This is a genomic window from Streptomyces sp. Sge12, assembly GCF_002080455.1.
GTDB lineage: Bacteria > Actinomycetota > Actinomycetes > Streptomycetales > Streptomycetaceae > Streptomyces.
Window position 1 is genome coordinate 3,766,758 of the sequence record NZ_CP020555.1, and the last position, 17,855, is coordinate 3,784,612.

Annotated in this window: 13 protein-coding genes; 7 read left to right on the forward strand and 6 right to left on the reverse strand. The window is 71.7% G+C overall.

Annotated features, from left to right (window positions below; all coding sequences use genetic code 11):
• Nucleotides 1-21 precede the first annotated feature (21 nt).
• From B6R96_RS16650 to ssd, 3 genes are read right to left on the reverse strand one after another with little or no spacing between them, the layout of a single operon-like run.
• Nucleotides 22-906, reverse strand: coding sequence for a type II secretion system F family protein (locus B6R96_RS16650; RefSeq protein WP_237291439.1), 885 nt, complete (start codon nt 904-906; stop codon nt 22-24).
• The gene (locus B6R96_RS16655) at nt 903-2,051 is read right to left on the reverse strand and encodes a TadA family conjugal transfer-associated ATPase (RefSeq protein WP_081522827.1); all 1,149 of its coding nucleotides are present in this window, start codon (nt 2,049-2,051) and stop codon (nt 903-905) included. Before B6R96_RS16655 ends, B6R96_RS16650 begins: the two co-directional genes overlap by 4 nt.
• Nucleotides 2,048-3,205: a septum site-determining protein Ssd gene (gene ssd / locus B6R96_RS16660; RefSeq protein ID WP_237291440.1), complete on the reverse strand. Its 1,158-nt coding sequence runs from the start codon at nt 3,203-3,205 to the stop codon at nt 2,048-2,050. The genes B6R96_RS16655 and ssd overlap by 4 nt, the downstream gene beginning before the upstream one ends.
• 539 nt (nt 3,206-3,744) lie before the next feature.
• Between ssd and B6R96_RS16665 the strand changes: the two genes are divergently transcribed.
• On the forward strand, nt 3,745-4,620 hold the full coding sequence (locus B6R96_RS16665; RefSeq protein WP_051778799.1) for an HAD family hydrolase: 876 nt from the start codon (nt 3,745-3,747) through the stop codon (nt 4,618-4,620).
• A 415-nt stretch (nt 4,621-5,035) separates the two neighbouring features.
• Here B6R96_RS16665 and B6R96_RS16670 read toward each other — a convergent pair whose 3' ends face one another.
• Nucleotides 5,036-5,857, reverse strand: coding sequence for an oxidoreductase (locus B6R96_RS16670; protein WP_081522829.1), 822 nt, complete (start codon nt 5,855-5,857; stop codon nt 5,036-5,038).
• Nucleotides 5,858-5,966: 109 nt separating this feature from the next.
• Here B6R96_RS16670 and B6R96_RS16675 point away from each other — a divergent pair, with 109 nt between their 5' ends.
• On the forward strand, nt 5,967-6,989 hold the full coding sequence (locus B6R96_RS16675; protein ID WP_081522830.1) for an ATP-binding protein: 1,023 nt from the start codon (nt 5,967-5,969) through the stop codon (nt 6,987-6,989).
• Here the strand turns inward: B6R96_RS16675 and B6R96_RS16680 are convergent.
• On the reverse strand, nt 6,943-8,250 hold the full coding sequence (locus B6R96_RS16680) for a hypothetical protein (protein WP_081522831.1): 1,308 nt from the start codon (nt 8,248-8,250) through the stop codon (nt 6,943-6,945). The genes B6R96_RS16675 and B6R96_RS16680 overlap by 47 nt on opposite strands.
• A gap of 235 nt (nt 8,251-8,485) precedes the next feature.
• Between B6R96_RS16680 and B6R96_RS36835 the strand changes: the two genes are divergently transcribed.
• The 5 genes from B6R96_RS36835 to B6R96_RS16710 all read left to right on the forward strand — a co-directional run bounded on the left by B6R96_RS36835 (nt 8,486) and on the right by B6R96_RS16710 (nt 16,266).
• On the forward strand, nt 8,486-10,975 hold the full coding sequence (locus tag B6R96_RS36835; RefSeq protein ID WP_107475528.1) for a SulP family inorganic anion transporter: 2,490 nt from the start codon (nt 8,486-8,488) through the stop codon (nt 10,973-10,975).
• Nucleotides 10,976-11,135: 160 nt separating this feature from the next.
• A complete protein-coding gene (gene acs, locus B6R96_RS16695) occupies nt 11,136-13,133 on the forward strand; it encodes an acetate--CoA ligase (protein WP_203351631.1) in 1,998 nt (665 codons plus the stop codon).
• Nucleotides 13,134-13,357: 224 nt separating this feature from the next.
• Nucleotides 13,358-14,791: a Na+/H+ antiporter NhaA gene (gene nhaA, locus B6R96_RS16700; protein ID WP_081522833.1), complete on the forward strand. Its 1,434-nt coding sequence runs from the start codon at nt 13,358-13,360 to the stop codon at nt 14,789-14,791.
• A gap of 60 nt (nt 14,792-14,851) precedes the next feature.
• Nucleotides 14,852-15,310, forward strand: a complete 459-nt coding sequence (locus B6R96_RS16705; RefSeq protein ID WP_030383651.1) for a phage holin family protein — start codon at nt 14,852-14,854, stop codon at nt 15,308-15,310.
• Nucleotides 15,307-16,266 (forward strand): alpha/beta fold hydrolase, encoded by a 960-nt coding sequence (locus B6R96_RS16710; RefSeq protein WP_081522834.1) that lies wholly within the window; start codon nt 15,307-15,309, stop codon nt 16,264-16,266. The genes B6R96_RS16705 and B6R96_RS16710 overlap by 4 nt, the downstream gene beginning before the upstream one ends.
• 377 nt (nt 16,267-16,643) lie before the next feature.
• On the opposite strand, the gene B6R96_RS16715 is transcribed toward B6R96_RS16710, so the two are convergent.
• Nucleotides 16,644-17,846 carry a MarP family serine protease gene (locus tag B6R96_RS16715; RefSeq protein WP_030383653.1) on the reverse strand — a complete coding sequence of 401 codons (1,203 nt, stop codon included), beginning with the start codon at nt 17,844-17,846 and terminating at the stop codon, nt 16,644-16,646.
• Nucleotides 17,847-17,855: the final 9 nt, after the last annotated feature.

Below are 17,855 nucleotides of genomic sequence, written 5' to 3' on the forward strand. Positions count from 1 at the left end.
TGTGGACGAGATGCCCGCCCATCACCGCTCCCCCGCCCGGACGATCCGCCGGCACCACAGCAGTCCCAGTGCCTCCAGCACGCCGCCCGCCACCAGACACCCCCACCCCATGGGGGTGTGCAGCAGCACCCGCAGCGGATCCGCGCCCAGCCCGGTGCCGATCAGCAGGCCCACCAGCGGCAGCAGGGCCAGCACCAGCACCGTCGACCGCGCCCCCGCCAACTGGGCCCGCAGCGACTCCTGCCGGTCCCGCTCGGCCCTCAGCGCCCCCTCCAACCGCTCCAGTCCGGCGGCCAGTCCCGCACCGCCGTCGACCGACACCCGCCAGCAGGCCGCCATCCCGGCCAGCCCCTCCGCGCCGGGCTCCCGCGCCGCCTGGCGCAGCGCACCGGGCACGTCCCCGCCGAACGCCGCCGCGGCCAGGACGCCGGTCTCCAATGCGCCCGGGCCGCCGGGTCCGACGACCGTGCGCCGCATCGCCGCCGTCAGGGCCTGCCCCGGCTGGGCGCCCGCACGCAGCTCACCCACCACCGCCCCACACAGGGCCACCGCCTCGGCGGCCCGCGCGGCCCGGGCCCGTACCCGCGCCCGTACCCGCAGCCAGCGCCGTACCAGCGGCACCGCGGCCGCCCCCGCCAGCAGCGGGATCACCGACCCGCCGAGCGCCGCGATCACCAGCCCGGCCCCGAGGCAGGACCACTCCCGCCATCGCGCCGCCCGCACCCGTACGGCAATCAGCAGCCGCTCCCGGCGCAGTGGCCCGCCCGGAACCATCGGGGCGCCCGCGGCGAGCACCACCCGGGCCCGCCGGGACACCCGGTCCGCCCCTGCGAGGCCCCAGACTGCCGCCCCGGCGCACAGCACCCCCGCGAACAGGGGCACCGGCAGCGCGGCCCCCGCGTTCACCGGGCACCGCGCAACAGCGGACGAAGCCGTTCCCAGCCGCGCTCCCGCACGAAGCCCCGGGCCGCCCACCGCAGTGCCGGTACGGTGACCACCAGCCCGGCGGCGTCCCGCTCCAGCACGTGCACCTCGGCCAGCCGGCGCCGGCCCTCCCGGTCCCGGACCAGGTGGAGCACCAGGGTCAGCGCCGCGGCCAACTGGCTGTGCAGGGCCACCCGATCGAGCCCCGCGGCCGTCCCCAGCGCCTCCAGCCGCGCCGGGACATGGGCCGCGGCATTGGCGTGGACCGTCCCGCAGCCGCCCTCGTGCCCGGTGTTCAGGGCGGCCAGCAGGTCCGCCACCTCGGCGCCCCGCACCTCGCCCACCACCAGCCGGTCGGGCCGCATCCGCAGTGCCTGGCGGACCAGGTCCGCGAGGGTGACCAGACCCGCCCCCTCCTGATTGGCGGGCCGGGTCTCCAGCCGCACCACGTGCGGATGGTCGGGCCGCAGCTCGGCCGAGTCCTCGGCCAGGACGATCCGCTCGCCGGGCCCGACGAGCCCCAACAGGGCGCTGAGGAGCGTGGTCTTGCCCGTTCCAGTGCCGCCGGAGACCAGGAAGGACAGCCGTGCCTCGACCATGTCCCGGAGCAGTCGGTGCCCGCCGGGCGGCAGGGTGCCCGCGGCGACGAGCTCCTCCAGCGTGAAGGCCCGCGGGCGCACCACCCGCAGCGAGAGGCAGGCGGACCCGACCGAGACCGGCGGCAGCACGGCGTGCAGCCGGGTCCCGTCGGGCATCCGGGCGTCCACCCAGGGCCGGGCGTCGTCCAGGCGCCGCCCCGCCACGGCGGCCAGCCGCTGCGCGAGCCTGCGCACGGCATCGGCATCGGTGAAGGTCACCCCGGTCAACTCCAGCCCGCCGCCCCGGTCCACCCACACCCGGTCGGGGGCCGCCACCAGCACGTCGGTGACCTCCGGGTCGGCGAGCAGCGGCTCCAGCGGGCCCGCGCCGACCAGTTCGGACCGTAACTCGGCGGCCACCCCGAGCACTTCGGCGTCGCCGAGCAGCCTGCCCTGGGCCCGCAGGGCGGCCGCCACCCGCGCCGGGGTCGGTTCCGCCCCGGTCTCGGCCAGGCGACGGCGCACCGCGTCCAGGAGCACCGCGCTCATGCCGGCACCCCCTGGGCGGAACCGAGGGCCCGCTGCCAGAAGCCGTCGCAGAAGCGGGCCAGCGCACTGCGCCCCTGCGACCCAGGCGGTTCCCCCTCGGCCACCCGCCCGGGGAGCCCCACCTCGACCGGAACCTCCCCGGCCAGCGGAGCCCCCAACAGCCCGGCCACGGCTTCCGGATCGAGACCGCCCGGGCAGCGTCCCCGGACGACGACGCGCACGTCCCGGGCCACCATGCGCACCCCGGCCGCCACCCGGCCCGCGGCGGCCACCGACCGCAACTCGCCCGGCACCACCATCAGCACCAGGTCGAGCTGGGCCAGCACCTCGGCCACGGCCTCGTCGACCCGCCGCGGGAGGTCGACCACGACCACCCCGCCCCTGCGGCGCGCGGCGGCCACCACGGACCGGATCGCCGGGGGCGGCACCACCAACCGGTCCCCGCGGTCCCAGCTGAGCACGCGCAGGTCGTGCAGCTCGGGCAGGGACTCCTCCAGCGCTCCGGCGCCGACCCGGCCCCGCGAGGCCGCGAAGTCGGGCCAGCGCAGACCTTCGGCGCTCTCGCCGCCGAGCAGGACGTCCATGCCCCCGCCCAGCGGGTCGCCGTCGATGAGGATGGTCCGCTCCCCGGTGCGGGCGGCCCGCAGGGCGAGCGCGCACGCGAGGGTGGAGGCTCCGGCGCCGCCGCTGCCGCCGATGACTCCCACGGCGAGGGCGGGCCGGCCGGCCCCCTCCACCACGTCGGCGATGCGGTCGACGAGCAGGCTCTCGGCGTCCGGGAGCCGCAGCACCTCCTCGGCGCCGATCTCCACCGCCCGCTGCCACACCCGGGGGTCGTCCAGCTCGCGGCCGACGAGGAACACCCCGGCCCTGCGCGGCGCCCCGCGCACCCGCCGGGCGGCGTCGTCGCCGACCAGTACGAGCGGCGCCGTTTCCCAACCCGCGCTCCCCGCCGCCCCGTCCGCCTCCGGTCCGAGCCCCGGGTCCGCCGGCGCCACCCCTTCCGCCCCGACTGCCCCGGCCTGCTCGGGAAGCCCGTGGTGCACATGCGGTTCGGCACCGGCCGCGGCGCACAGCCTCAGCAGATCGTCGAGCAGCAGCGGGTCCTCGGTGATGATCAGCGGCCGCCCGCCGCCGGGTGTGGATCCGGCCACGGAACCGGGGTCGGGGCCCACCCCGGCCCTCGTCCTCCTTCCGCCGACCACGGACTCCGGCGTTTCACACGACTTCGATCGCGCCACGATCTCCGCCCCCTTCTCACTGCAAATGCTTCCGCCACGGACTTCGCGGCTGGAATCACCGTGCAGCGATCAGGAAAAACAAGTGGATCTTGCTCGATAACTGTGGACAACCCATCGATTGTGAATAACCCGGTCACCCTCGCAGGTGAGTTCCGGAGCGCGGCGGAACCATCACGCACCGTGACGAGTCTGATGTGGTGAGGGCCTTCGCCGCGTCGGCCCCGCGCAAGAGGAGGGGCCGGAGGATGGTCACTTGGGGCCGAAGGCAGGGACGCGAACCGCGTCCGGACATGCGACGACCCCCGCCGGGGGGGAGAGCGGGGGTCGTCCCCACGGTCCGACTCGGGGGGGGAGGAGCCAGACCGGGTTAGCACGGTCGCGAACGATCCGTGACTTCCATGGTGTACCCGAGAGCCTTCTCAGGCAAACCCACGCGCCACACCTTACGCCGAATGGTGGGCGCATATGCTCGGGGCGTGGAAAATCAGCCCTTGCCGCACTCCTCGCCTCGCACCGCAGCCTTCTTCGACCTGGACAAGACGGTCATTGCGAAGTCGAGCACCTTGACGTTCAGCAAGTCCTTCTACCAAGGCGGCCTGATCAACCGGCGAGCCGTGTTGCGCACCGCGTACACGCAGTTCATCTTCCTGGCCGGCGGCGCCGACCACGATCAGATGGAACGGATGCGGGAGTACCTGTCCGCCCTCTGCAAGGGGTGGAACGTGCAGCAGGTGCGGGAGATCGTCGCGGAGACCCTGCACGACCTCATCGACCCGATCATCTACGACGAGGCCGCGTCCCTGATCGAGGCCCACCACACCGCGGGCCGCGACGTGGTGATCGTCTCCACCTCCGGCGCGGAGGTCGTCGAGCCCATCGGGGAAATGCTCGGCGCGGACCGGGTCGTCGCCACCCGCATGGTCGTGGGTGAGGACGGTTGCTTCACCGGCGAGATCGAGTACTACGCCTACGGGCCCACCAAGGCCGAGGCCGTACGCGAGCTCGCCGAGTCCGAGGGCTACGACCTGACCCGGTGCTACGCCTACAGCGACTCGGCGACCGACGTCCCCATGCTCGAAGCCGTCGGGCACCCGCACGCCGTCAACCCCGACCGGGCGCTGCGGCGGGAGGCCGTGGCCCGAGAGTGGCCGGTCCTCGTCTTCAACCGGCCCGTGCGGCTCAAGCAGCGCCTTCCCGGGCTGTCCATGCCCACCCGGCCGGCCCTGGTCGCCGCTGCGGCCGTGGGTGCGGCAGCCGCCACGGCGGGGCTGGTCTGGTACGCGAGCCGGCGCCGAGCCCACGCCCTGGCCGCCACCCGCTCTGCCTGAATGTCCTGACCTGCGGGGATAAAGGCCGTCCGGTTCGCCCTTGATCGTCCAGGAAAGTAAAAAGTGGAGCCAGGGGTTTCGCATGGCTCCGAAGCGGAGTACAAATAAAGCAACGGCCCGCGAGACCAAAGAACATCCGAGAGGATCATCTTTAAAACGCAGTAAGGCCCACGGACCGAAGCATGAGCGCCGAGCACCCACGCGACGTCGACCCGTCGATTACGGGCCAGCCGCACCAGGTAACGGGCAAAGACCCCGACCTGATGGGCATATATCGAGGACGCTTGGTAACTGGGCGTAAATGCCAGCGGCGACACCAAAGCAAGACGGTGTCGCCGCAACCCATGTCCGAGAGCCGGGGGCCGAGAGCCGGGAGCGTCCGGCAGCCGAGCGCCCGACAGCCGGACGGGCGCAGTCAGGCCGCGCCGCGCTGCAGGGCCTCACAGACCGCCGTCGATTCGCGGACGCCCAGTTCGACCGCCCGGCCGCAGTGGGCGATCCAGGCGGCCATCCCCTCCGCGGTGCCGGAGACATAGCCTGCGAAGGCGGCCATATAGGCCTCGGTCCCCTGTTCGGCGTGGCCCACCTCCGCCGGGCAGATCGCCTTCGGGTCCAGCCCGCTGTTGATCAGCACGATCCGCTCGGCCGCCCGCGCGACGAGCCCGTTGTACGAGGCGAAGGGGCGCAGGGCCAGCAGCTCGCCGTGCACCACCGCCGCCGTGATCAGAGCCGGCGCGGAGCCGCCCGCGATGATCAGGCGGGAGAGTCCGTCCAGCCGGCCGGCGACCTCCTCGGCGCTCGGCAGCGGAAGCTCCACCAGCGGCTCGACGACCGGCTCGCCCGCCAGCCGGGGTCGGCCCACCACATCGCCGTCCGCCGTCGACCCGCACGCCACCAGGTGCAGCCGCGCCAGGACCCGGAGCGGCGACTGGCGCCAGATGCTGAGCAGTTGACCGGCCTCCGCCGTCAGCCGCAGCGCCGCGCCCACCGTCAGGGCCTCCGACTCCGATCCGAAGTCGGTCCGGCGGCGCACCTCCTCCAGCGCCCAGTCCGCACCGGACAGCGCCGCGCTCCCGCGGGCGCCGCGCAGGGCGGCCTCGGAGGTGATCTCACCGCTGCGGCGGCGCATCACGCGGTGCCCGTAGACCCGGTCCACGGCCTTGCGTACGGAATCCACGGACTCGGCGACACCCGGGAGGCCGGCCAGGGGGGCCAGCGGGTCAGCAGCGCTACTCATAAGTAGGGAGCCTACGCACTGCTCACCCATAGCACCGACCCCTCCTTGGAGTGGTCTTCTTCACTCACCTTGACAACACCCTGCTATCAACCCACTACGCTTGGTGAACATGAAGATCGCTTTCGTGGGAAAGGGCGGCAGCGGCAAGACGACCCTGTCCTCCCTCTTCATCCGCCACCTCGCAGCCAATGAAGCCCCTGTCGTCGCGGTGGACGCCGACATCAACCAGCACCTGGGCGCCGCGCTCGGACTCACCGAGGAGGAGGCCGCCGAGCTGCCCGCCCTCGGCGCGCACCTGCCCCTGATCAAGGAGTACCTGCGGGGCTCCAACCCGCGCATCGCGTCCGCCGACGCGATGATCAAGACCACTCCGCCCGGGCGCGGCTCGCGCCTGCTGCGGGTCACCGAGGACAACCCGGTCTACGAGAGCTGCGCGCGCACGCTCGTGCTCGACGGGGAGCCCGTCCGGCTCATGGCCACCGGGCCGTTCACCGAGGCCGACCTGGGCGTGGCCTGCTACCACTCCAAGGTCGGGGCGGTCGAGCTCTGCCTGAACCACCTGGTCGACGGCCCGGACGAGTACGTGGTCGTCGACATGACGGCCGGCTCGGACTCCTTCGCCTCGGGCATGTTCACCCGCTTCGACGTGACCTTCCTGGTGGCCGAACCGACCCGCAAGGGCGTGTCCGTCTACCGCCAGTACAAGGAGTACGCGCGGGACTTCGGGGTCGCGCTCAAGGTCGTCGGGAACAAGGTGCAGGGGCCCGAGGACATCGAGTTCCTCCAGGACGAGGTGGGCGAGGACCTGCTGGTCACCGTGGGGCACTCCGACTGGGTGCGGGCGATGGAGAAGGGCCGGCCGGCCCCCTTCGAGCTGCTGGAGGCGTCCAACCGGTTCGCCCTCCAGGAGCTCCAGGACGCCGCCGACGACTCGTACGCCCACCGCGACTGGGCCCGGTACACCGAGCAGATGGTGCGCTTCCACCTCAAGAACGCGGAGAGCTGGGGCAACGCCAAGACCGGGGTCGACCTGGCGGACCAGGTCGACCCCGATTTCGTCCTGCGCGAGGGGGTCGAGGCGCTCGTCAGCCCTCGTCCCCACTCCCCTCGGCCTGCTCCGCAGCCGGCTTGACGCCCGCGGGGGCGGCCGGCTTCGCCGGCGGCCCCGCGGTCAGGAACTTCGCCCAGCCCTCCTTCGGCGACTCGCCGACGTCGAGGGTGCGCATCCACTCCAGGGCCTTCGGGTCCTGCGCGTCCAGCCAGTCCGCCAGCTCGCGGAACGGGACGCAGCGGACCTCCTTCTGGGTGCACATGGTCTTGATGGACTCCTCGACGGCGCGCATGTACGTCCCGCCGTTCCAGGACTCGAAGTGATTGCCGATGATCAGCGGCGCGCGGTTGCCCTGGTAGACGCGGTCGAAGGCCTGGTTCAGGCCGTCACGCATCTGCTCGCCCCAGTAGGCGTGTTGCGAGGGGTCGCCCTGGGAGGTCGTCCCGGACTGGTTGACCATGTAGTTGTAGTCCATGCTCAGGGTGTCGAAGGCGCGCCCCGGCATGGGCACCAGCTGGAGCGGGATGTCCCAGAGACCGTCCGTCTTCTTGGGCCAGATCTGCTTGCTGATGCCGCTGGAGTCGTAGCGGAAGCCCATGTCCTTCGCCGCCAGCATGAAGTTCTTCTGGCCTTCGAGGCAGGGGGTGCGGGCGCCGATGAGTTCCTTGTCGTAGTCGAAGGGGAGCGCCGCCAGGTTCTTCAGACCGGAGTTGGTCTTCCAGTTCTTGACGAAGGACTTCGCCTGGTTGATCTCGCTCTTCCACTCGTCCACGGACCAGGTGCCGACGCCGCCGTCGGGGCCGCAGAAGTGCCCGTTGAAGTGGGTGCCGATCTCGTTGCCCTCCAGCCAGGCCGCGCGGACCTGGGTGGCGGTGTCCTTGATCCCCTGGAGGTCGCCGAAGCCGATGTCGGAGCGGCCGGGCGCATGCTGGGGCGCCGTGTAGAGGGAGCTCTTCTCCTCCGGGAGCATGTAGACGCCGCTGAGGAAGTACGTCATGCGGGCGTTGTACTTCTTGCCGACCTCGCGGAAGTGCGAGAAGAGCTTCTGACTGTCCTCGCCGGCCCCGTCCCACGAGAACACCACGAACTGCGGTGGCTTTTCGCCGGGCTTCAGCTTCTGCGGCTTCTGCACGTTCGGCTGGGTGCCGGTGTACGCGGTCGAGCCGTCGCCGATGGGACGGTTGACGCTGCCGGGCGCCTCCGGGGCGGCGGCCCCCTTCGGCGCGTTCGGGGCCCCTGGAGCCGGGGACTTGGCGGGTTCGGAGACGCTGCACCCGGCGGCTCCCAGGACCAGCGCCGTGGCGACCAGGCCGCCGGCGATCTTCTTCGTGGCGGCGATCATCCGCCCCACCTCTCCCTCGCAGTTCCATCGCAGGACTTCCGCGCCGCAACGTCCCATGCGGTCTGCTTTGAGGAAGGTATGACAAGCCGGACAAAATGCTTAATCACTCGTGCGTGCTAATTTGTCGGCCATTTGCCCGTATTATTCACCGCTCACCTTTACTCTCCATTACCATCCATTTACCGAGTGTTGAGACTCCCGCCGCTTCATCCCTCCCCCGAGGAGACGGGAACCCATGACAGTCAGCTCCCCCACCCGCCCGACCCGGGAGATCCGCAAGGACCTCCCGGCGGACCTCTCCGCCTCCATCGCCGTCTTCCTGATCGCCCTGCCGCTCTCGCTCGGCATCGCCCTGGCCACCGGCGCCCCGCTCCAGGCCGGGCTGGTGGCCGCAGCGGTCGGCGGAATCGTCGCCGGGCGCCTCGGCGGCGCCCCGCTCCAGGTGAGCGGCCCCGCCGCCGGACTCACCGTGGTCACCGCCGAGTTGATCCAGCGCTACGGCTGGCGCACCACCTGCGCCATCACCGTGCTCGCCGGCGCGTGCCAGCTCGGCCTCGCCGCACTGCGCACCGCCCGGTCGGCGCTCATGGTCAGCCCGGCCATCGTGCACGGTCTGCTCGCCGGGATCGGTGTGACGATCGCCCTCGCCCAGCTGCACATCGTGCTCGGCGGCAACCCCCAGAGCTCCTCCATCGACAACGTCCTCGGGCTGCCGGCCCAGTTGGCCGATCTGCATCCCGCGGCACTCGGCGTCAGCACCCTGACCCTCGCCGTCCTGCTCGCCTGGCCGTGGCTGCCGGGACGGGCCGGCCGAGCCCTGCGCAAGGCCCCCGCCGCACTGGCCGCCGTGGCCGCTGCCACCGCCGCCGCCTCGCTGTCCGGACTCGCCCTGCCCCGGGTCGACCTGCCGTCCTGGCGCAGCCACGCCCTGCCCGAGCTGCCCACCGGCCCCGTCCTCGGCATCCTCGCCGCCGTCCTGACCATCGCCCTGGTCGGCAGTGTGCAGTCCCTGCTCTCCGCGGTCGCGACCGACAAGCTGATCGCCTCCGAGCGGCGGACGGACAACCGCCCGCCGCGCGCCGACCTCAACCGCGAGCTGTGGGGGCAGGGTGCGGCGAACATCGTCTCCGGCGCGCTCGGAGGGCTGCCCGTCGCGGGTGTGGCCGTCCGGAGCGTGGCCAACGTCAAGTCCGGCGCGGTCAGCCGGAGGTCGACCATGCTGCACGGCCTCTGGGTGGTGCTTGCGGCCGGCCTGCTCGTCCCGGTCCTCGACCTGATCCCGCTGGCCGCACTGGCCGCCCTGGTGATGGCGGTCGGCGTGCAGATGGTCAGCATCACGCACATGCGCACCGTCACCCGGCACCGGGAGATCGTGGTCTACGGCACGACCATCGTGGCCGTGGTGCTCGGCGGGGTCCTGGAGGGCGTGGCCATCGGGATCGCGGTGGCCGTCGCCCTGGCCCTGCACCGGCTCGCGCGGACCCGGATCACCGCGGAGCGCGAGGACAACGGGGTCCACCGGGTTTGGGCGCGCGGGCAGTTGACCTTCCTGGCCGTGCCCCGGCTGAGCCGGGTGCTGAACCAGATCCCGCACGACGCGCACGCGGTGATCGAGCTGGACGGCTCGTTCATGGACCACGCGGCCTACGAGACGCTGCACGACTGGCAGGAGTTCCATCTGGCGCACGGGGGCACGCTGGAGGTGACCGGCCGGGCCGGATCCTCGGCGCGGCTGCCGGGCACCACCTCCGCCGACGAGTCCGACGAGTCCGGGGAGCCCGACACGTTCGAGAAGGTCGCAGGACCCACCGGGCCCGGCGCGAGCGACGCGGGCGGCCCGGGCGGCGCGAGCCACCACGCGGACCGGTCCCGCCGCGGGGCGCACCAGTGCTGCCGGCCCTGGACGCCCTGGCAGAACCACTGCGACCACCGCCCCGCAGGCACCCGTACGGTCACTGCCGCGGCCGCGGCCAAGGCGGCCGCGGCGAGCACCGAGGCCACGGCGGAGCCGGAGCCGGCAGCCGAGCAGGCCGCCTCGCCCGCGCTGCGGGGGCGCGGCGCGGGTCAACTGGCCAACGGGATCAGCGCCTTCCAGCGCGACACCGCACCACACGTGCGGGACGAGCTGGCCCGGCTGGCCCGCGAGGGGCAGCGGCCCTCCCAGCTCTTCCTCACCTGCGCGGACTCGCGCCTGGTGACCAGCATGATCACGGCCAGCGGCCCCGGCGACCTGTTCACGGTCCGCAACGTCGGCAATCTCGTACCGCTGCCCGGCGCGGAGTCCACGGACGACTCCGTCGCCGCGGCCATCGAGTACGCCGTGGACGTGCTGAAGGTGGACAGCATCACCGTGTGCGGGCACTCGGGCTGCGGGGCCATGCAGGCCCTGCTCAGCTCCGCGCCCGGCACCCCGATGACCCCGCTGCGGCGCTGGCTCAAGCACGGGCTGCCCAGCCTGGAGCGGATGGCCAGCCGCCACCACGCCTGGGCCCGGATCTCCGGCCGGCTCCCGGCGGACGCCGTGGAGCAGCTGTGCCTGACCAATGTGGTCCAGCAGCTGGAGCACCTGCGGGCCCACGAATCGGTGGCCAGGCGACTCGCCGAGGGCACCCTGGAGCTGCACGGGATGTACTTCCACGTGGGCGAGGCACAGGCGTATCTGCTGTCCGAGGGCGAGGACTTCTTCGACTGCCGCGTCTTCGACAGCGTCGGCCAGCACGCCTGAACCGATACCCTCCCGTATTCGTGCAATCGTTTGGCCCCTTCCCGCCCCCTGCAGCGGGGAGGGGCCATTCGCACTCCGTTCTCGCGCGGGCCAGGTCGTGATATAGGTCTAAACCAATTCCCGGCTACCCCTTGTCACCTGGGCCGCTGACTGATGAGCTATGCCCGGGGACACAACGGACACCCTGGGAAAGGGAGATGTCGTGAGCAATGAGAGCCTGGCCAATCTGCTCAAGGAGGAGCGGCGGTTCGCACCGCCCGCCGATCTGGCCGCCGCCTCCAATGTGACCGAGGCTGCGTACACACAGGCCGACGCGGACCGGCTGGGCTTCTGGGCCGAGCAGGCCCGGCGGCTGACCTGGGCCACCGAGCCGACGGAGACGCTCGACTGGACGAACCCGCCCTTCGCGAAGTGGTTCGCGGACGGCACGCTCAACGTCGCGTACAACTGCGTGGACCGCCACGTCGAGGCCGGCAACGGCGACCGCGTCGCCCTCCACTTCGAGGGCGAGCCCGGCGACAGCCGCGCGATCACCTACGCCGAGCTCAAGGACGAGGTCTCCAAGGCCGCCAACGCCCTCACCGAGCTGGGCGTCGAGGCCGGCGACCGGGTCGCCGTCTACCTGCCGATGATCCCCGAGGCGGTCATCGCGATGCTCGCGTGCGCCCGCGTCGGCGCCGCCCACTCCGTCGTCTTCGGCGGCTTCTCCGCCGATGCCGTCGCCTCCCGCATCCAGGACGCCGACGCCAAGCTGGTCATCACCGCCGACGGCGGCTACCGCCGTGGCAAGCCCTCGGCCCTGAAGCCCGCCATCGACGAGGCCGTCGCCAAGTGCCCGCAGGTCGAGAACGTTCTCGTCGTGCGCCGCACCGGCCAGGACACCGCCTTCACCGAGGGCCGTGACATCTGGTGGCACGACCTGGTCGGCCGGCAGTCCGCCGAGCACACCCCGCAGCCCTTCGATGCCGAGCACCCGCTCTTCATCCTCTACACCTCGGGGACCACGGGTAAGCCGAAGGGCATCCTGCACACCTCCGGCGGCTACCTCACGCAGGCCGCGTACACCCACCACGCGGTCTTCGACCTGAAGCCGGAGTCCGACGTCTACTGGTGCACCGCCGACATCGGCTGGGTGACCGGGCACTCCTACATCGTCTACGGGCCGCTCGCGAACGGCGCCACCCAGGTGATGTACGAGGGCACCCCCGACACCCCGCACCAGGGCCGGTTCTGGGAGGTCGTCCAGAAGTACGGCGTCACCATCCTCTACACGGCGCCCACGGCCATCCGCACGTTCATGAAGTGGGGCGACGACATCCCCGCGAAGTTCGACCTGTCGAGCCTGCGCGTGCTGGGCTCGGTCGGCGAGCCGATCAACCCCGAGGCCTGGATCTGGTACCGCAAGCACATCGGCGGCGACCGCTGCCCGATCGTCGACACCTGGTGGCAGACCGAGACCGGCGCGATGATGATCTCCCCGCTGCCGGGCGTCACCGCCACCAAGCCGGGCTCCGCCCAGCGCGCCCTGCCCGGAATCTCCGCCACCGTCGTCGACGACGAGGCGCACGAGGTCCCGAACGGCGGGGGCGGCTACCTGGTCCTCACCGAGCCGTGGCCGTCGATGCTGCGCACCATCTGGGGCGACGACCAGCGGTTCATCGACACCTACTGGTCGCGGTTCGAGGGCAAGTACTTCGCGGGCGACGGCGCCAAGAAGGACGACGACGGCGACATCTGGCTGCTCGGCCGAGTGGACGACGTGATGCTGGTGTCCGGCCACAACATCTCGACCACCGAGGTCGAGTCGGCGCTCGTCTCGCACCCCGCGGTCGCCGAGGCGGCCGTGGTCGGCGCCGCCGACGAGACCACCGGTCAGGCCATCGTCGCCTTCGTCATCCTGCGCGGCAGCGCCTCCGAGACCGAGGGTCTGGTCGCGGAGCTGCGCAACCACGTGGGCAGCACGCTCGGCCCGATCGCCAAGCCGAAGCGGATCCTGCCGGTCCAGGAGCTCCCGAAGACCCGCTCGGGCAAGATCATGCGCCGCCTGCTGCGCGATGTCGCGGAGAACCGCGCGGTCGGTGACGTCACCACGCTCGCCGACTCCTCGGTGATGGACCTGATCCAGAGCAAGCTTCCGGCCGCGGGCAGCGAGGACTGAGCGGCCGCCCGTGCTGCGGGCGGACCGGGACACATCGAAAGGGGCATTCGGCGCGCCGCGCCGGGTGCCCCTTTCGCGCTTAAAGTGATGATCGCCGGATACGTCCTCGCGTACACCCTGTAAAATATTGAAAGCGTAAAGAAAGACCACAGGGTGCGCCGGGAAGTCTGGTCGGCAATGAGCTTCGCCATGCCGTCCGATCCGACCCCCGGAGGTGTCCCCTCGTGGCCGCGCCCAGCCCCACCGACCACCAGAGCCGCAAGCTGCTCGGCCTGCTCTCCCTGCCCGAGCGCCGCTTCGTCGCCGACGCGCTGCGCACCGAGACGGTCGGCGGCGTGCTGCTGCTCGTGGCCGCGATCGCGGCGCTCGTATGGGCGAACATCCCGGCCATCTCCGACAGCTACGCCGACGTCCGGTCCTTCCACATCGGCCCCGCGTCCCTCGGCCTGGACCTCTCGCTCCAGCACTGGGCGGCCGACGGCCTCCTCGCCATCTTCTTCTTCGTCGCCGGCATCGAGCTCAAGCGCGAGCTCGTCGCGGGCGATCTGCGCGATGCCCGGGCAGCCGCCCTTCCGGTGATCGCCGCCGTCTGCGGCATGGCCGTACCCGCGGTGGTCTACGTACTCGTCAACATCGCGGGCGACGGCTCCACGGACGGCTGGGCCGTCCCGACCGCGACCGACATCGCCTTCGCGCTCGCCGTCCTCGCCGTCATCGGCACCTCGCTGCCGTCGGCCCTGCGCGCCTTCCTCCTGACCCTCGCGGTCGTCGACGACCTCTTCGCCATCATGATCATCGCGGTGTTCTTCACCAGCGACATCGACTTCCTGGCCCTCGGCGGCGCCTTCGTGGGACTGGCCCTCTTCTGGTTCCTGCTCCGCACGGGCGTGCACGGCTGGTACGTGTACGTTCCGCTCGCCCTGGTCATCTGGGGCCTGATGTACAACAGCGGCGTCCACGCCACCATCGCCGGCGTCGCCATGGGCCTGATGCTCCGCTGCACCCGCCGCGACGGCGAACGGCAGTCCCCCGGCGAGCACATCGAGCACCTGGTGCGCCCCCTGTCGGCCGGTCTGGCCGTACCGCTCTTCGCCCTCCTCTCCGCCGGTGTCTCCCTCTCCGACGAGGCCATCGCCCAGGTCTTCACCCGGCCCGAAACCCTCGGCGTGGTCCTCGGCCTCGTCGTCGGCAAGACCGTCGGCATCTTCGGCGGCACCTGGCTGGCCGCCCGCTTCACCAAGGCCGAACTGAACGAGGACCTCGCCTGGCCCGACGTACTGGCCGTGGCCACGCTCGCCGGCATCGGCTTCACCGTCTCCCTCCTGATCGGCGAACTCGCCTTCGCCGACGACGCCGTCCTCACCGACGAGGTCAAGGCCGCCGTCCTGATCGGCTCGCTGATCGCCGCCGCGCTCGCGTGCGTCATGCTCAAGCTCCGCAACCGCCGGTACAAGGCGCTCACCGACGCCGAGGAGCGCGACGAGGACGACGACGGCATCCCGGACATCTACGAGCAGCACAACCCCGAGTACCACCTGCGGATGGCCAGGATCCACGAGGACAGGGCCGCGGAACACCGCCGCAAGGCCGAGGAGGCGGCCGCCGCCGCGCTCCAAACGGCAGCCGGGTCCACCACCGAGGGCGACCGTCCGGCATGATCTGACTGACGACGCAGGACAGCCGCGCCGCCCGGCAGCAGACGACAGAGGGAGAGAGCGATGAGCGCAGTGGACCAAGAGGCGCAGGGAGCCGAGCTCACACTCGGCCAGCTGGTCGCCTCGGCCACCGCCGAGATGTCCGCGCTGGTGCACGACGAGATCGCCCTCGCCAAGGCGGAGATCCGCGAGGACGTCAAGCGCGTGGGCAGCGGTTCCGCCTCCATCGCCGCCGCAGGAGTGTTCGCGGTCTTCTCGCTCCCGGTGCTGACCTTCGCCGCGGCGTACGGGATCCACAACCTCGGGCTCGGGCTCGCATGGTCCTTCCTCATCGTCGGCAGCGCGTTCCTGCTGATCGCGGGCGTGCTCGTGCTGATCGCCGTCCGCAAGTTCAAGAAGATCAAGCCGCCGGAGAAGTCCATCGCCTCCGTCAAGCAGACCGCCGCGCTGGTCGGGACCGTCAAGCCGCACCCGCGGCCGGTGAGTGACAAGGCTGTGGGTGTGGCACGCTCGTCCTCATGACAGCGCCCACGCCGGACTCCAGCGTTCCTCCCACGGCTGCCACGGCGGTACGGCTCGACCTCCCCGGCGGCCGGACGGTGACGCACCGGGACGTCGCCGCCAACGGCGCCCGCTTCCACGTCGCCGAGCTGGGTGACGGACCGCTGGTCCTGCTGCTGCACGGCTTCCCGCAGTTCTGGTGGACCTGGCGGCACCAGATGACCGCGCTCGCCGACGCCGGGTACCGGGCGGTCGCGATGGACCTGCGCGGTGTGGGCGGCAGCGACCGCACCCCGCGCGGATACGACCCCGCCAACCTGGCACTCGACATCACCGGGGTCGTACGGTCCCTCGGCGAGCCCGACGCCGCGCTGGTCGGGCACGACCTGGGCGGCTACCTCGCCTGGACGGCGGCCGTGATGCGGCCCAAGCTGGTGCGCCGGCTGGTCGTCTCGTCGATGCCGCATCCGCGCCGCTGGCGCTCGGCGATGCTGTCGGACTTCGGTCAGACACGGGCGAGTTCCCACATCTGGGGCTTTCAGCGGCCCTTCGTTCCCGAGCGGCAGCTGGTCGCCGACGGCGGGGCGCTCGTAGGAGATCTGATCCGGGACTGGTCGGGTCCGCGGCCCCCCGAGGACGAGGACCTGGCCGTGTACCGGCGGGCCATGTGCATCCCGTCCACCGCGCACTGCTCGGTCGAGCCGTACCGCTGGATGATGCGGTCGATGGCGCGGCCGGACGGGATCCAGTTCAACCGGCGGATGAAGCGGCCGGTGCGGGTGCCCACGCTGCACCTGCACGGTTCGCTCGACCCGGTCATGCGCACGCGCAGTGCGGCCGGTTCCGGTGAGTACGTCGAAGCCCCGTACCGGTGGCGGCTGTTCGACGGGCTCGGGCACTTCCCGCACGAGGAGGACCCGGTCGCCTTCTCGTCCGAGCTGGTGAACTGGCTGGCGGACTCCGAGCCGGATCGCTGACGGGCCGTCGGCGCGGGCGGCGACCACCGCTGAACGGGCGGCAGTTCGCCCGTGCGCTTGTCCGACGAGCATTCAATTGCCCGGCGCATAGGCCAATTGGCCGCGCCCGACGGGATTACGGACCTTGGGGCACGGGCACAGCTCGGAGTATGAGCTGGACGCACGACTACGGTGACACCGCGCACGAACGACGCTCGGCAGCTACGCCGGGCACCCACGAGAGGGCCGGCCGGCACGGCCACGACCCCCGCCTCGGGATTCCGCTCATCCTGCGCCGACGGGCCCGCTGGGTCTCCGCGCGCCTGCGCCATCCACGGACGTAGGGACCCGGCGGGAGCGGAAACGGGAGCTGGACCGGCTGCGGCTGCGACTGCGACTCAGAGGGCGCAGCCCTGGCTGTCGACCCGGCGTACGGCGTCCTTGCCGATCCGGATGTCGTCGCGGATCTCGTCCACGGTCAGCACGTAACCGGTGTTGGGGTCGTCGAGGGACTTCGCGAAGACGACCCCGTACACCTTGCCGTCGGGGGTCAGCAGCGGCCCTCCGGAGTTGCCCTGGCGAACGGTCGCGTACAGCGAGTAGACGTCCCGTCGGACAGTACCGCGGTGGTAGATGTCCGGGCCGTTGGCGTTGATCCGACCGCGGACGCGGGCGGGGCGGACGTCGTACGCGCCGTTCTCCGGGAAGCCGGCGACGATCGCGTCACTGCCGCTCGCCGCGTCCTTCTCGGAGAACTCCAGCACCGGGGCCTTCAGCTTCGGCACGTCCAGGACGGCGATGTCGCGCGCCCAGTCGTAGAGCACGACCTTGGCGTCGTACAGCTTGCCCTCGCCGCCGATCTGCACCGTCGGCTCGCCGACGCCGCCGACGACGTGCGCGTTGGTCATCACCTTGCCGGGCGCGAAGACGAAGCCCGTGCCCTCCAGCACCTTGCTGCAGCTGGGCGCGGTGCCGACGACCTTCACGATCGAGCGTTTGGCCTGCTCGGCGACGGGACTGCTGGCGAGTGCCGGGTCGGGCGCCCGCACCTCGGTGATGGGCTCGTTCGAGAACGGGCTGAAGACCTGGGGGAAGCCGTTGCGCGCCAGGGTGGAGCTGAAGTCCGAGAACCAGGTGTTCGCCTGGTCGGGCAGCACCCGCGACACACCGAGGAGGACCTTGGAGTTGCGGACCTCCTTGCCCAGGGTGGGCAGCGAGGTCCCGGCGAGCGCAGAACCGATCAGCCACGCCACCAGCAGCATCGCGACCACGTTGACCAGGGCCCCGCCGGTCGCATCGAGCGCGCGCGCCGGTGACCAGGTGATCTGGCGGCGCAGTTTGCTTCCGAGATGGGTGGTCAGGGCCTGGCCGATCGAGGCACAGATGATGATCACGACCACGGCGATCACGACGACCGTGGTGGACACCTGGGTGCCGTTGTCCGTCACCCGGTCCCAGATCAGCGGGAGCAGGGACACGGCAATGAGACCACCGCCGAGGAAGCCGATCACCGACAGGATGCCGACGACGAACCCCTGGCGGTAGCCGACGATCGCGAACCACACGGCGGCGAGCAACAACAGGATGTCCAGCACGTTCACGTGGGTCAC

Bases quoted from the DNA above. Each gene is read 5' to 3' on its own strand.
- B6R96_RS16680 (WP_081522831.1), bottom strand. From the start codon at position 8,250: ATGATCGCCGCCACGAAGAAGATCGCCGGCGGCCTGGTCGCCACGGCG.
- B6R96_RS16665 (WP_051778799.1), top strand. From the start codon at position 3,745: ATGGTGGGCGCATATGCTCGGGGCGTGGAAAATCAGCCCTTGCCGCAC.
- B6R96_RS16675 (WP_081522830.1), top strand. From the start codon at position 5,967: ATGAAGATCGCTTTCGTGGGAAAGGGCGGCAGCGGCAAGACGACCCTG.
- B6R96_RS36835 (WP_107475528.1), top strand. From the start codon at position 8,486: ATGACAGTCAGCTCCCCCACCCGCCCGACCCGGGAGATCCGCAAGGAC.
- B6R96_RS16670 (WP_081522829.1), bottom strand. From the start codon at position 5,857: ATGAGTAGCGCTGCTGACCCGCTGGCCCCCCTGGCCGGCCTCCCGGGT.
- B6R96_RS16705 (WP_030383651.1), top strand. From the start codon at position 14,852: ATGAGCGCAGTGGACCAAGAGGCGCAGGGAGCCGAGCTCACACTCGGC.
- B6R96_RS16710 (WP_081522834.1), top strand. From the start codon at position 15,307: ATGACAGCGCCCACGCCGGACTCCAGCGTTCCTCCCACGGCTGCCACG.
- B6R96_RS16655 (WP_081522827.1), bottom strand. From the start codon at position 2,051: ATGAGCGCGGTGCTCCTGGACGCGGTGCGCCGTCGCCTGGCCGAGACC.
- acs (WP_203351631.1), top strand. From the start codon at position 11,136: ATGCCCGGGGACACAACGGACACCCTGGGAAAGGGAGATGTCGTGAGC.